Source organism: Azorhizophilus paspali, from assembly GCF_043587585.2.
Lineage (GTDB): Bacteria > Pseudomonadota > Gammaproteobacteria > Pseudomonadales > Pseudomonadaceae > Azotobacter > Azotobacter paspali.
The window spans coordinates 3,214,027-3,228,307 of the sequence record NZ_CP171449.1 but is presented as its reverse complement, the minus strand read 5'-3'; the positions used below and the strand labels follow the sequence as shown (position 1 = coordinate 3,228,307).

The window sequence follows — 14,281 nt, the reverse complement described above, 5'->3', positions numbered from 1 at the left end:
ACTTTCGAGTATGACTCCCGCTATCGATCTGCTGAAAAAAGCCCATGCCGAGTTTCGCGTGCATAGTTATATCCATAATCCCAAATCCGCCTCCTATGGCCTGGAGGCAGCGGAAAAGTTGGGGTTGCCGCCAGAGCGAGTCTACAAGACGCTGCTGGCCGCGACCGAGAAAGGAGAACTGCTGGTAGCGGTGGTGCCAGTTGTCGGTAGCCTGGATTTGAAGGCTCTGGCCAGCACCGCCGGTGTCAAGAAGGTCGATATGGCCGATGCCGGCGTTGCGCAGCGTAGCACTGGTTATCTAGTGGGCGGTATCAGTCCACTGGGCCAGAAGAAACGCCTGCGTACCTTCATCGACGAATTGGCTCGCACCTTCCCGAGTATCTTCGTCAGCGCCGGTCGCCGCGGACTGGAGGTGGAACTGGCTGCGCAGGTGCTGGCCGAACACACCCAGGCCAGCTTTGCGGCTATCGGGCGTTGAGCTTCGCAGACGCCGGGCTGGCGCCTGCGATCATGCTGCAGTCAGCATGCCTCGCTGTAACGACGCACGCCGGAGCTCGTCGGATCGGGCTGGAGGGGGCCATTGTCCGGGATAGGGAAAATCACCAGATGCTCGGCCGCCACACCGATGCCGACCTGTTCCCCGGGCAAGTGGTCGATATGGCTGGGGAAGACTGCTTCCAGCGGGCTGCCGGTGGGAAGCCGCAGGCGATAGAAAGTGGAGGCGCCGAGGAAGGTCTTGCCGGTGATGGTGGCCTTCAAGGCGCTGTCGGGCGTGTAGACAATGTCGTCCGGGCGCAACAGGACTTCCACGGAACTGCCGACTGGGCAGGTGTAGGCACGGTTGCCCTGAATCACGCCGAGTTCGGTCTGCACCGTCTCCGGGCTCAGTAACTGGCCGCGAATGAAATAGCCCTGGCCGACGAAGCTGGCGACGAAGGGGGTGAGCGGTTCGTGATAGAGGTTGTAGGGAGTATCCCACTGCTCCAGATGGCCATTCCTGAATACGCCGACATGATCGCTGACCGCGAAGGCCTCTTCCTGATCATGAGTCACCAGTATGGCGCTGGTTCCGCGCGCCTTGAGGATATCGCGCACTTCGTGGCTGAGCTTGCGGCGCAATTCCACGTCTAGGTTGGAGAAGGGCTCGTCGAGCAGCAGCAACTGTGGCTCCGGCGCCAGGGCACGAGCGAGCGCCACACGTTGCTGCTGACCACCGGATAGCTCGTGAGGGTAGCGCTGCACGAGATGGGCGAGCTTAACCAACTCCAGCAACTCGGCGGTGATGCGTTCTCGCTGCAGATGCTTACGGATACCGAAGGCGACGTTCTCCGCCACCGTGAGGTGCGGGAACAGTGCATAGTCCTGGAATACCATGCCGATGCGTCGCTTCTCTGGGGCCAGAGTGAAGCCGGCGCGGGAGATTACTTCGCCAGCGAGTTGGATCTCGCCTTCCTGTACCGATTCGAAGCCTGCGATGGCGCGCAGGGTGGTTGTCTTGCCGCAACCGGACGGGCCAAGCAGGCAGCCGATATCGCCCGCGTTCAGGTGAAGGTTGATCTGCTGGACGACCCTGTGGCCCTGGTAGCCGCAGACGAGATTACGCAGGTTGAGCAGTACGGAGTGGGTCATGCGTGGTGATAAGCCGGTTCGATGAGAAATTCCAGTAATGCCTTCTGTGCGTGCAGACGATTTTCCGCTTGATCCCAGACTACCGAGCGCGGGTCGTCGAGCAGGTCGAGACTGATCTCTTCGCCGCGGTGAGCCGGGAGGCAGTGCATGAAAAGGACATCGTCGGCCGCGAGATCAAGTAGCTCGCCGGTCACCTGGTAGGGCTTGAAGCGTGCCAGCCGATCTTCCTCTTCCGTTTCCTGGCCCATGGAGGTCCACACGTCGGTGCTGACCAGATGTGCTCCGGCAACTGCTTCTCGAGGGTCTCGGACGATCTGTACCCGGTCAGGGGCAATGGCGATAAACTTGGGTTGGGGGTCGAAGCCTTCCGGGCAGGCGATCCGGAGCTGGAAGTCGAATTGATGTGCCGCTTCGATATAGGTGTTGCACATGTTATTGCCGTCGCCGATCCAGGCCACTATCTTGCCCTGAATCGAACCACGTTGCTCGTGGAAGGTCTGCATGTCGGCAAGCAACTGACAGGGATGCAGATCGTCGGACAGGCCATTGATGATGGGAACCCGGGAGTTCTCCGCGAAAATCCTCAGAGTGCTGTGGGAAAAGGTACGGATCATCACCGCGTCGAGCATGCGCGACATGACAATCGCCGTGTCGCTGACGGGTTCGCCGCGATTCAACTGGCTGTCTCGCGGCGAGAGAAAGATGGCTTGGCCGCCGAGCTGGATCATCCCGGCCTCAAAGGATAGGCGGGTACGAGTCGAGGCTTTCTCGAAAATCATGCCCAGCACGCGGTTTTTCAGCGGTTCGAATAGGGTACCGCCGTTGCGCAGATCCTTCAGCTCGATGCCGCGACGAATCAGGTTGGCCAGCTCCTGGGGCGTGCAGTCCATCAGTGAGAGAAAGTGCCTTGCGCTCATCATCAGTTCCTTTCTTATATCGGTACAGGCTGCAGGCCGGACGTGAATCTTCACCGGAAAACTATGCCTGCAGCGGCCACTACTCGAGGGGGTGGCGAAAATGGGAAAACGGCGATCTTATAAGGAAAACGCAAAGCCGCGCAAACCAAGCCTGATAGCAATGAAAGCAAAGTCCATGCCTTTGCGTGAGTGGAAAAAGAGGGGCTTTCAGAGGGATGGGGTAAGGTTGAGCGCAAAGCTTGGTTTTCCGTTACAATGCTGCCATCGCGCCGATTTCGAGCCCAGCACAGCCGAGGTGACTCAATGGATATCATCGAAACTATCAAGGAGCAAATTGCCAGCAATGGCATTCTGCTGTACATGAAAGGTTCGCCGAATGCACCGCAGTGCGGCTTTTCCGCTCGTGCTGCACAAGCCCTGATGGCTTGTGGCGAGCGATTTGCCTATGTCGATATCCTGCAGAATCCGGAGATTCGCGCCAATCTTCCGAAATATGCCAACTGGCCGACCTTCCCGCAGCTGTGGGTCAAAGGTGAGTTAATCGGGGGGAGTGACATCATTCTTGAATTGTTCGAAAAGGGCGAACTACAGCAGATCGTCAGAGGAGCGGCCGACAAAGCCGATGCTTGAGACGTGTCGTTCGCACGGGCTGCGTAAGAGTTTATTGGAGCGAGTCGCAAATTTGCCGTGATTTTTTCGAAGAGAAAAAGGTTTGCACGCCGAAAATAGCGTGCGAATTTATAGCTTGCCTTGCTACCAGTAGTAGTTCATGAGGATGGTTCGATGAATGCCCGTATCAAGAGATGGGGCATTTATCGTGCGTTTAAGCGCGGAGAGCCAGGCGAGTACCGTACTTCTTCTGCGAGGCGGTCTTCGTGTTGGCTATCTAGCTTCTGGTAGCGGCAGCGCCCGAGAAGGCGCCGCTTCTATTTTCTTTACTTCGGATGTAACTGGGCGTCTGGCGAGAGTGAGACCGAAGAGAAACGTCCCGGGTTGGGGCGCTTTTGCTGGACGGTGCCCTGCTTGTGCTCGTCCTCGGTGGTGCCATTGCGGCTCCTACCGCTTACTCATCCATTTGCGATTGCAGATAATTTTCCAAACCGATCTTGTCGATCAAGTCCAATTGGGTTTCCAGCCAATCGATATGGTCTTCTTCGGATTCAAGGATGTCTTCTAGCAATTCGCGGCTGGCATAGTCCCCAATGCTTTCGCAGTAGGCAATGGCGGCCTTCAGGTCGGGCAACCCTGCTTGCTCAAGCTTCAGATCACACTCGAGCATTTCCTTAGTGTGTTCACCGATGAGAAGCTTGCCGAGCTCCTGAAGGTTGGGCAGGCCCTCGAGAAACAGAATACGCTTGATCAATTTGTCGGCATGCTTCATCTCATCGATGGATTCGTGATACTCATGCTTGCCGAGTTTCTCCAGCCCCCAGTCTTCATACATGCGTGCATGTAGAAAGTACTGGTTGATCGCGATCAACTCATTACCAAGGATCTTGTTGAGGTGCTGGATGACTATCTTATCGCCTTTCATGTCCATTCCTTTTGAATAGGGATGTCGATGGGGGCAGTTTGGTCTTTTGGACTGGATATGTCAAAAGCTAAGTGATTGAGTCTAATAGAGAATAAGTCTCTAGTGCGACTGTTTGGAGCGGCTGGATGGCGAGGAGAGTGTGATGGAGGAAGCCAAGACTTGCGGGGTCTGGCTTCCAGAGGCATCAAGAGGCAGCTAGCGCCGCCGGGCAGAAGGTTGCATCCTGGGTGTTTTGTGCCCCTTCGCCAAGGGTTTCTCGCGCGATCTGTTTGGCGACGCAGGCGCATTTGCCGCACTGTGTGCCAACGCCCAAGGCAATCCGCACATCACGATAAGTGCAGCAGCCGCCCTGAATTGCGCTACGGATTTGACCATCGGTAATACCTTGGCAAAGACATACGTACATAGGCGCCTCTGTTCGGCAGAGAATGACGTGGTTAAGAAGATCCTAATCTTAATGAGAATGATTGTCAAAGATTCGGCCGACCATTGGTCGGCCTATGCTCTGCACAGGACCTGAAGGCCAGCCCTTTCAAGGTCTTTACACAAACTCTCCCGATAATCGATCGGGAGAGCAAGACGATGTGGGATGCAATTCTGGCGCGGTTCGAAAAGCAGGCACCGGCCAGCGTCATGGAGCGTCTGGCGCTAGAACGGGCGATGCCGGCCGCCTGGATCGACGAAGTGTTCGAGACTCACCGGCAGCGCCAGTATCCACGCGAGCTGCTGTTTTCCACGGTGGTTGAGCTGATGTCGCTGGTTTCCCAGGGATTGCGCCCTTCGCTGCATGCCGCCGCGCGCTAGATGGACCACCTGCCCGTATCGCTGGCGGCGCTGTACGACAAGGTCAGGCGTACCGAGCCGCCCTTGCTGCGGGCCTTGGTTCAGGGCAGCGCCCAGCGCCTGAAGTCGGTCGTCTCGGCCCTGGGCACAGCGCCCTGCCTGCCCGGCTGGCAGGTGTGCATCATTGACGGCAATCATCTGCCGGCCTCGGAGAAACGCCTGGCGCCGCTGCGCGACCAGCGCGCCGCCGCTCTACCGGGGCATTCGCTGGTGGTCTACGACCCCCGACCTCGACCGGGTGACCGATCTGGCGGTCTGCGAGGACGCCTACGAGAGCGAACGCACCGGCGTCCTGCCGCGATTGGACAGTGCCCGGCCGGGGTAGCTGTGGATGGCCGACCGGCATTTCTGCACGCGCGCGATTCTCCAGTCCCTCCAGCAGGCCCGAGCCGATTTCATCGTGGGCCAGGATGCCAGGCATCCGCGCATCGTTCGCGAGGGGCCCTGGTACGACCGGGGCCGGGTGGAAACCGGGCAGGTGCTTGAGCAGGACATCCGGCTAGACGAGGGCCAGGTGCCCCGGCGGCGCATCGAGTTGCGCCTGGATCGGCTGACGGAGTCGGGCGAGTCCGTCCTTTGACTGTGGAGCAACCTGCCCGCGACGATCGCCAGCCGACTACGAAAAGGCCACTACCTGAAATCCCCTATCTCGGTGTCCACCAAAACTTGACCACGACAGTAGTCGGGCAGAGTTGCCAGTGGATGGCTTTGAGCAGGCTGTGGCTTGGGGCATCGTGGGGCAGGGTTTGCCAAGTGTGCTTAGGTAAAATTTGGGGGCGTCGATCGGCTAGGCCAGTAAAAAGGAAGCTGAATAGATGGAAAGGGAAGGTAGTTCCACTCAGGCGAAATCTACCCAGCCGCCCATTTCCTTCCACCGATTGACGATGCCGCAGAACAACTCGGCAGTTTTTTCCGTGTCATAGCGTGCCGAGTGGGCCTCGCGGCCATCGAATTCGATACCTGCACTTTGGCATGCTTTGGCAAGCACGGTTTGGCCATAGGCAAGCCCTGCCAGGGTAGCAGTATCGAAGCTGGAGAAGGGGTGAAAGGGATTGCGCTTGATGTCACAACGGGCCACAGCTGCATTGAGAAAGGCCAAATCGAAGCTGCTGTTGTGGCCCACTAAAATAGCGCGTTTACATCCGTGGGATTTGACTGCCTTGCGTACGCCTCGGAAGATTTCCTGTAGGGCGTGTTCCTCGCTAACCGCCATTCGCAGGGGGTGATCCAGCTTGATTCCCGTGAACTCCAGGGCTGCTGCTTCGATATTGGCGCCTTCGAAAGGCTCGACCCGGAAGAAATGACTGTGTTCGGGAAACAGGAGACCTTGCTCGTCCATGCCAATGGTAATGGCTGCAATTTCCAGCAGAGCATCGGTAGCACTATTGAAGCCACCTGTCTCGACATCTACCACGACCGGCAAGTAGCCACGAAAGCGATGCGCCATGGGATGGCGCGATGCATGAGTAGCATTGGACGTTTCGAGGATGTCATCGAAGCGTTCTTCGGTCACATTTTTTCCTCCAGCAGACGCCAACGCAGCTTTTCTCCTGCGCGCAATGGAACCAGAGTATGCTCACCAAATGTCATGCAGGCTGGTGCCGTCCACTCCTCGCGAGTTAGCGTTATGTGGTCGGTGTTCCGTGGGATGCCATAGAAGTCGGCGCCATGGTGGCTGGCAAAGGCTTCCAGTCGATCCAAGGCGCTGCGTTGCTCGAAGGCTTCAGCATACAACTCGATGGCTGCGTACGCCGTATAACAGCCGGCGCAGCCGCAAGCCGCTTCCTTAGCGTGACGGGCGTGTGGCGCCGAGTCGGTACCGAGAAAGAATTTTGTGTTACCGCCGGTGGCCGCATCCAGCAAGGCTTCTTGGTGAGTCTTGCGTTTGAGGATTGGCAGGCAGTAAAAGTGGGGGCGTATGCCGCCGACCAGCATGTGGTTGCGGTTGTACAGAAGGTGATGGGCGGTAATAGTGGCGCCAACATTGCTGCTGCTGGTTTCCACAAATTGAACGGCATCTCGGGTAGTGATGTGTTCGAATACCACCTTAAGCGTGGGGAAGTGCTCGATTATGCGGACTAGATTTTCATCTATGAAGCGCTTTTCGCGATCGAATACATCGACTTCGCTATGAGTCACTTCTCCATGTACTAGAAGTGGCAGGCCTGCTTCGGCCATCGCTTCCAATGTCGGAAAGATGTTGTCGATGCGTGTGACCCCGGCATCCGAATTGGTTGTGGCGCCCGCAGGATATAATTTCGCTGCATGCACAAAGCCTTGGGCCTTGGCGGTTCGGATATCCTCTGGAGAGGTCTCGTCCGTGAGGTAGAGGGTCATCAGGGGTTCGAAGCGACTGTCCGCAGGGCGTGCGGCCTGTATGCGTTGCCAATAGGCGCCTGCCTCGGACGCGTTGCGTACGGCTGGAACTAAATTGGGCATGACGATGGCGCGCCCGAACGTGCGTGCTGCATCCGTTACCGTTCGGCTCAGGGCGGCACCATCGCGAAGATGAATATGCCAGTCATCAGGGCGCAGCAGTATCAGTCTATCGGGCATCGAGACTTCCAGAAAAGTGAGGCTGCCGTGCATCCTACCGGAAAAGGCTTCAGGCGGCACTTGTCACTTGGGGCGGAAGGGAGGAGTGGCTCTGTAAAAGGCTGGGCGGCACCGCTACAATCGGCACCTTTTCGTAAACCCTGTGGAGCTGATGGCATGGCGGATGTGAAAAAGGTTGTCTTGGCTTATTCTGGCGGCCTGGATACCTCTGTGATCCTCAAGTGGTTGCAGGATACCTACAACTGCGAAGTTGTGACCTTCACCGCTGATTTGGGTCAGGGCGAAGAGGTCGAGCCGGCGCGAGCCAAGGCGCAGGCTCTCGGTGTCAAAGAGATCTTTATCGACGACCTGCGCGAAGAATTCGTGCGCGACTTCGTTTTCCCGATGTTCCGTGCCAACACCGTCTACGAAGGCGAGTATCTGTTGGGTACTTCTATAGCCCGCCCGCTGATTGCCAAGCGCCTGATCGAAATCGCCAACGCTACTGGTGCCGATGCTATTTCCCATGGCGCAACCGGTAAGGGTAACGATCAGGTGCGCTTCGAGTTAGGGGCCTATGCGCTGAAGCCTGGCGTCAAGGTGATCGCCCCCTGGCGTGAGTGGGACCTGCTGTCCCGTGAGAGATTGATGGACTACGCCGAGAAGCACGGTATTCCGATCGAGCGTCATGGCAAAAAGAAATCGCCCTATTCCATGGATGCCAACCTATTGCACATTTCCTATGAGGGGGGGGTGCTGGAGGACACATGGACCGAGCATGAAGAGGATATGTGGCGTTGGACTAAGTCTCCTGAGGCCGCACCAGATGTGCCGACCTACATTGAGTTGACTTATCGTGGAGGGGATATCGTTGCCATCGACGGTGTCGAGCGGAGTCCGGCTCAGGTGCTGGGTGAGTTGAACAGAATGGGGGGCGAGAATGGTATTGGTCGCCTCGATATCGTGGAGAACCGCTACGTCGGCATGAAGTCGCGCGGTTGCTATGAAACTCCCGGTGGCACCATCATGCTCAAGGCTCACCGAGCTATCGAGTCGATCACCCTCGATCGAGAAGTGGCTCATCTGAAGGATGAGTTGATGCCTAGGTACGCCAGCCTGATCTACAACGGTTATTGGTGGAGCCCGGAGCGGCTGATGCTGCAGCAGATGATTGATGCTTCGCAAACCAATGTGAATGGTGTAGTGCGCCTGAAGCTGTACAAGGGCAACGTCATTGTGGTTGGCCGTAAGTCGGATGACTCGTTGTTTGATGCCAGCATCGCGACCTTCGAAGAAGATGGAGGCGCTTACAATCAGGCGGATGCTGCGGGCTTTATCAAGCTTAATGCACTGCGTATGCGCATCGCTGCCAGTAAGGGGCGTAACACGCTGAAGTAATGCGAGGGGCAAGCCTGGGGTGGGCATTGCTCCGCCGGGACCCTTTCGTCGTCTTTCTGGTTTTGGGTGGGTATCTTTCTGCTATCTTGGATTCAAAGGGTCATTGTTTTGAGGCTTGGTGCGTGACGGTTTTTTGAGGGATCGCTGCCGTCATGAATTAGGTTGGGTCTGGTTGATTTCAAATGTTTTAGGATTTTGTTTTTTTGCTGCTTGACAGGCTGTCCTTCTAGGGTAGAATGCGCGGCCTCGGATGGGGAAGCCCGGCCGAAACGCTCTTTAACAAAGTGGAATCAAGCAATTCGTGTGGGCGCTTGTGGCAAGCCTGGCATCGCAAGACAGTCAGCACGTCCAAGCGACTCGTGAATTCATGAGTTGAGATATGGCGATTGCTGAGCCGAGTTTAGGATCTTAGGATCCAAACGAATTGAAACTGAAGAGTTTGATCATGGCTCAGATTGAACGCTGGCGGCAGGCCTAACACATGCAAGTCGAGCGGCAGCGGGACCTTCGGGTTGCCGGCGAGCGGCGGACGGGTGAGTAATGCCTAGGAATCTGCCTGTTAGTGGGGGATAACGCGGGGAAACCCGCGCTAATACCGCATACGTCCTACGGGAGAAAGTGGGGGACCCTCGGGCCTCACGCTAACAGATGAGCCTAGGTCGGATTAGCTAGTTGGTGGGGTAAAGGCCCACCAAGGCGACGATCCGTAACTGGTCTGAGAGGATGATCAGTCACACTGGAACTGAGACACGGTCCAGACTCCTACGGGAGGCAGCAGTGGGGAATATTGGACAATGGGCGAAAGCCTGATCCAGCCATGCCGCGTGTGTGAAGAAGGTCTTCGGATTGTAAAGCACTTTAAGTTGGGAGGAAGGGCGCTCGGTCAATACCCAAGCGCCTTGACGTTACCGACAGAATAAGCACCGGCTAACTTCGTGCCAGCAGCCGCGGTAATACGAAGGGTGCAAGCGTTAATCGGAATTACTGGGCGTAAAGCGCGCGTAGGTGGTTCGGCAAGTTGGATGTGAAAGCCCCGGGCTCAACCTGGGAACCGCATCCAAAACTACTGGGCTAGAGTACGGTAGAGGGTGGTGGAATTTCCTGTGTAGCGGTGAAATGCGTAGATATAGGAAGGAACACCAGTGGCGAAGGCGACCACCTGGACCGATACTGACACTGAGGTGCGAAAGCGTGGGGAGCAAACAGGATTAGATACCCTGGTAGTCCACGCCGTAAACGATGTCGACTAGCCGTTGGGCTCCTTGAGAGCTTAGTGGCGCAGCTAACGCATTAAGTCGACCGCCTGGGGAGTACGGCCGCAAGGTTAAAACTCAAATGAATTGACGGGGGCCCGCACAAGCGGTGGAGCATGTGGTTTAATTCGAAGCAACGCGAAGAACCTTACCTGGCCTTGACATCCTGCGAACGTTCCAGAGATGGAGCGGTGCCTTCGGGAGCGCAGAGACAGGTGCTGCATGGCTGTCGTCAGCTCGTGTCGTGAGATGTTGGGTTAAGTCCCGTAACGAGCGCAACCCTTGTCCTTAGTTACCAGCACCTCGGGTGGGCACTCTAAGGAGACTGCCGGTGACAAACCGGAGGAAGGTGGGGATGACGTCAAGTCATCATGGCCCTTACGGCCAGGGCTACACACGTGCTACAATGGTCGGTACAAAGGGTTGCCAAGTCGCGAGGCGGAGCCAATCCCAGAAAACCGATCGTAGTCCGGATCGCAGTCTGCAACTCGACTGCGTGAAGTCGGAATCGCTAGTAATCGCGAATCAGAATGTCGCGGTGAATACGTTCCCGGGCCTTGTACACACCGCCCGTCACACCATGGGAGTGGGTTGCTCCAGAAGTAGCTAGTCTAACCCTCGGGAGGACGGTTACCACGGAGTGATTCATGACTGGGGTGAAGTCGTAACAAGGTAGCCGTAGGGGAACCTGCGGCTGGATCACCTCCTTAATCGAAGATCCGGCTTTTCATAAGCACCCACACGAATTGCTTGATTCCCTGGCAAACAGCGATTGGGTTTAGACCCGAGAGTGAGACGATTGGGTCTGTAGCTCAGTTGGTTAGAGCGCACCCCTGATAAGGGTGAGGTCGGCAGTTCGAATCTGCCCAGACCCACCAATTGTCACGGGGTGTGGCCAGTGTCGACCTCGCGCAAGGCAAGAGGGGCCATAGCTCAGCTGGGAGAGCGCCTGCTTTGCACGCAGGAGGTCAGGAGTTCGATCCTCCTTGGCTCCACCATCCACCACCATCGCTGAAAGCTTAGAAATGAGCATTTCCCATCGGGCGAATGCTGATTTCTGGTCTTTGCGCCAGAACCGTTCTTTAACAATTCGGGTATGTGATAGAAGTACGACGCGCCGCTCGTTTCACTGCGGTCGGCGCGGTCAAGGCAAATGTGCGAGTTCAAGCGCAAATGTTCGGCAAATGTCGTCTTCACACCAGCCAGGCACGGCCGCGAGGCCACAGATTGCTTGGGGTTATATGGTCAAGTGAAGAAGCGCATACGGTGGATGCCTTGGCAGTCAGAGGCGATGAAAGACGTGGTAGCCTGCGATAAGCGTCGGGGAGGCGGCAAACGGCCCGTGATCCGGCGATCTCTGAATGGGGAAACCCACCCGGCACAAGCCGGGTATCTTGTCCTGAATCCATAGGGGCAAGAGGCGAACCAGGGGAACTGAAACATCTAAGTACCCTGAGGAACAGAAATCAACCGAGATTCCCTTAGTAGTGGCGAGCGAACGGGGAGCAGCCCTTAAGTTGGCGAGGGATTAGTGGAAGGCTCTGGAAAGGGCCGCCGTAGCGGGTGATAGCCCCGTACACGAAAGTCCCTGGTCAATGAAATCGAGTAGGACGGCGCACGTGAAACGTTGTCTGAACATGGGGGGACCATCCTCCAAGGCTAAATACTCCTGACTGACCGATAGTGAACCAGTACCGTGAGGGAAAGGCGAAAAGAACCCCGGAGAGGGGAGTGAAATAGATCCTGAAACCGTATGCGTACAAGCAGTGGGAGCCCACTTGGTTGGGTGACTGCGTACCTTTTGTATAATGGGTCAGCGACTTATATTCAGTGGCAAGCTTAACCGTATAGGGGAGGCGTAGCGAAAGCGAGTCTTAATAGGGCGCCAAGTCGCTGGGTATAGACCCGAAACCGGGCGATCTATCCATGAGCAGGTTGAAGGTTAGGTAACACTGACTGGAGGACCGAACCGACTCCCGTTGAAAAGGTAGCGGATGACTTGTGGATCGGAGTGAAAGGCTAATCAAGCTCGGAGATAGCTGGTTCTCCTCGAAAGCTATTTAGGTAGCGCCTCGTGTATCACTGCCGGGGGTAGAGCACTGTTTCGGCTAGGGGGTCATCCCGACTTACCAAACCGATGCAAACTCCGAATACCGGCAAGTGCCAGCACGGGAGACACACGGCGGGTGCTAACGTCCGTCGTGAAAAGGGAAACAACCCAGACCGTCAGCTAAGGTCCCAAAGTCCTGGTTAAGTGGGAAACGATGTGGGAAGGCTTAGACAGCTAGGAGGTTGGCTTAGAAGCAGCCACCCTTTAAAGAAAGCGTAATAGCTCACTAGTCGAGTCGGCCTGCGCGGAAGATGTAACGGGGCTCAAACCAGGCACCGAAGCTACGGGTGCAGCGCAAGCTGCGCGGTAGAGGAGCGTTCTGTACGCCTGTGAAGGTGAGTCGAGAGGCTTGCTGGAGGTATCAGAAGTGCGAATGCTGACATGAGTAACGACAATGGGTGTGAAAAACACCCACGCCGAAAGACCAAGGGTTCCTGCGCAACGTTAATCGACGCAGGGTGAGTCGGCCCCTAAGGCGAGGCTGAAAAGCGTAGTCGATGGGAAACGGGTTAATATTCCCGTACTTCTGGTTGCTGCGATGGGGGGACGGAGAAGGCTAGGCCAGCTTGGCGTTGGTTGTCCAAGTTTAAGGCGGTAGGCCGATCACTCAGGCAAATCCGGGTGGTCAAGGTCGAGAACCGATGACGAGCCTTCTTATACGAAGGCGAAGTGGTTGATGCCCTGCTTCCAAGAAAAGCCTCTAAGCTTCAGGTAACCAGGAACCGTACCCCAAACCGACACAGGTGGTCGGGTAGAGAATACCAAGGCGCTTGAGAGAACTCGGGTGAAGGAACTAGGCAAAATGGCACCGTAACTTCGGGAGAAGGTGCGCCGGTGAGGGTTAAGGGTTTACCCCGTAAGCCCATGCCGGTCGAAGATACCAGGCCGCTGCGACTGTTTATTAAAAACACAGCACTCTGCAAACACGAAAGTGGACGTATAGGGTGTGACGCCTGCCCGGTGCCGGAAGGTTAATTGATGGGGTTAGCGCAAGCGAAGCTCTTGATCGAAGCCCCGGTAAACGGCGGCCGTAACTATAACGGTCCTAAGGTAGCGAAATTCCTTGTCGGGTAAGTTCCGACCTGCACGAATGGCGTAACGATGGCGGCGCTGTCTCCACCCGAGACTCAGTGAAATTGAAATCGCTGTGAAGATGCAGTGTATCCGCGGCTAGACGGAAAGACCCCGTGAACCTTTACTGTAGCTTTGCACTGGACTTTGAGCCTGCTTGTGTAGGATAGGTGGGAGGCTGTGAAGGGGGGACGCCAGTTCCCCCGGAGCCATCCTTGAAATACCACCCTGGCATGCTTGAGGTTCTAACTCCGGTCCGTTATCCGGATCGAGGACAGTGTATGGTGGGCAGTTTGACTGGGGCGGTCTCCTCCCAAAGCGTAACGGAGGAGTACGAAGGTGCGCTCAGCGTGGTCGGAAATCACGCGCAGAGTATAAAGGCAAAAGCGCGCTTGACTGCGAGACAGACACGTCGAGCAGGTACGAAAGTAGGTCTTAGTGATCCGGTGGTTCTGTATGGAAGGGCCATCGCTCAACGGATAAAAGGTACTCCGGGGATAACAGGCTGATACCGCCCAAGAGTTCATATCGACGGCGGTGTTTGGCACCTCGATGTCGGCTCATCACATCCTGGGGCTGAAGCCGGTCCCAAGGGTATGGCTGTTCGCCATTTAAAGTGGTACGCGAGCTGGGTTTAGAACGTCGTGAGACAGTTCGGTCCCTATCTGCCGTGGACGTTTGAGATTTGAGAGGGGCTGACCTTAGTACGAGAGGACCGGGTTGGACGAACCTCTGGTGTTCCGGTTGTCACGCCAGTGGCACTGCCGGGTAGCTACGTTCGGAAGAGATAACCGCTGAAAGCATCTAAGCGGGAAACTCGCCTCAAGATGAGATCTCACCGGGGCCTTGAGCTCCCTGAAGGGCCGTCGCAGACTACGACGTTGATAGGTGGGGTGTGTAAGCGTTGTGAGGCGTTGAGCTAACCCATACTAATGGCCCGTGAGGCTTGACCATATAACGCCCAAACAATCTGTTGTCCGCCCCAGCAGGG

The 14,281-nt window shown here is 56.5% G+C and carries 9 protein-coding genes, 2 tRNA genes, 2 rRNA genes and 1 pseudogene; 8 read left to right on the top strand and 6 right to left on the bottom strand.

What is annotated here, in order from left to right; genetic code table 11:
* Positions 1-10 precede the first annotated feature (10 nt).
* A complete protein-coding gene (gene ybaK / locus ACGI6K_RS15655) occupies positions 11-478 on the top strand; it encodes a Cys-tRNA(Pro) deacylase (RefSeq protein WP_376948448.1) in 468 nt (155 codons plus the stop codon).
* 41 nt (positions 479-519) lie between these two features.
* On the opposite strand, the gene ACGI6K_RS15650 is transcribed toward ybaK, so the two are convergent.
* Together ACGI6K_RS15650 and argF are read right to left on the bottom strand one after the other, a co-directional pair.
* On the bottom strand, positions 520-1,629 hold the full coding sequence (locus tag ACGI6K_RS15650) for an ABC transporter ATP-binding protein (RefSeq protein ID WP_376948446.1): 1,110 nt from the start codon (positions 1,627-1,629) through the stop codon (positions 520-522).
* Positions 1,626-2,546, bottom strand: coding sequence for an ornithine carbamoyltransferase (gene argF / locus ACGI6K_RS15645; protein ID WP_376948444.1), 921 nt, complete (start codon positions 2,544-2,546; stop codon positions 1,626-1,628). The genes ACGI6K_RS15650 and argF overlap by 4 nt, the downstream gene beginning before the upstream one ends.
* 303 nt (positions 2,547-2,849) lie before the next feature.
* On the opposite strand from argF, the gene grxD reads away from it, so the two are divergent.
* A complete protein-coding gene (gene grxD / locus ACGI6K_RS15640) occupies positions 2,850-3,176 on the top strand; it encodes a Grx4 family monothiol glutaredoxin (RefSeq protein WP_012700040.1) in 327 nt (108 codons plus the stop codon).
* Between the two features lie 433 nt (positions 3,177-3,609).
* Here grxD and bfr read toward each other — a convergent pair whose 3' ends face one another.
* Both bfr and ACGI6K_RS15630 read right to left on the bottom strand, forming a co-directional pair.
* The gene (gene bfr / locus ACGI6K_RS15635; RefSeq protein ID WP_376948441.1) at positions 3,610-4,080 is read right to left on the bottom strand and encodes a bacterioferritin; all 471 of its coding nucleotides are present in this window, start codon (positions 4,078-4,080) and stop codon (positions 3,610-3,612) included.
* 184 nt (positions 4,081-4,264) lie between these two features.
* Positions 4,265-4,486: a bacterioferritin-associated ferredoxin gene (locus ACGI6K_RS15630; RefSeq protein ID WP_072432620.1), complete on the bottom strand. Its 222-nt coding sequence runs from the start codon at positions 4,484-4,486 to the stop codon at positions 4,265-4,267.
* A gap of 227 nt (positions 4,487-4,713) precedes the next feature.
* Here ACGI6K_RS15630 and ACGI6K_RS15625 point away from each other — a divergent pair.
* A pseudogene (locus tag ACGI6K_RS15625) lies at positions 4,714-5,566 on the top strand (IS4 family transposase); the annotation flags it as partial.
* 195 nt (positions 5,567-5,761) lie between these two features.
* Here ACGI6K_RS15625 and rnt read toward each other — a convergent pair.
* Both rnt and pyrC read right to left on the bottom strand, forming a co-directional pair.
* Complete coding sequence (rnt, locus tag ACGI6K_RS15620; protein WP_041807027.1) at positions 5,762-6,436, bottom strand: ribonuclease T; 675 nt, start codon at positions 6,434-6,436, stop codon at positions 5,762-5,764.
* Complete coding sequence (pyrC, locus tag ACGI6K_RS15615) at positions 6,433-7,479, bottom strand: dihydroorotase (protein ID WP_376948437.1); 1,047 nt, start codon at positions 7,477-7,479, stop codon at positions 6,433-6,435. The genes rnt and pyrC overlap by 4 nt, the downstream gene beginning before the upstream one ends.
* Before the next feature lie 156 nt (positions 7,480-7,635).
* Between pyrC and ACGI6K_RS15610 the strand changes: the two genes are divergently transcribed.
* From ACGI6K_RS15610 to ACGI6K_RS15590, 5 genes are all read left to right on the top strand, one after another.
* Positions 7,636-8,856 carry an argininosuccinate synthase gene (locus ACGI6K_RS15610; protein ID WP_376948435.1) on the top strand — a complete coding sequence of 407 codons (1,221 nt, stop codon included), beginning with the start codon at positions 7,636-7,638 and terminating at the stop codon, positions 8,854-8,856.
* A gap of 427 nt (positions 8,857-9,283) precedes the next feature.
* Positions 9,284-10,819, top strand: a 16S ribosomal RNA gene (locus tag ACGI6K_RS15605).
* A gap of 91 nt (positions 10,820-10,910) precedes the next feature.
* Positions 10,911-10,987, top strand: a tRNA-Ile gene (locus tag ACGI6K_RS15600).
* Positions 10,988-11,031: 44 nt separating this feature from the next.
* Positions 11,032-11,107: transfer RNA gene (locus ACGI6K_RS15595), tRNA-Ala, on the top strand.
* Between the two features lie 245 nt (positions 11,108-11,352).
* Positions 11,353-14,244, top strand: a 23S ribosomal RNA gene (locus ACGI6K_RS15590).
* Together the 16S and 23S rRNA genes with 2 tRNA genes alongside form the textbook arrangement of a ribosomal RNA operon.
* The last annotated feature ends 37 nt before the right edge of the window (positions 14,245-14,281 follow it).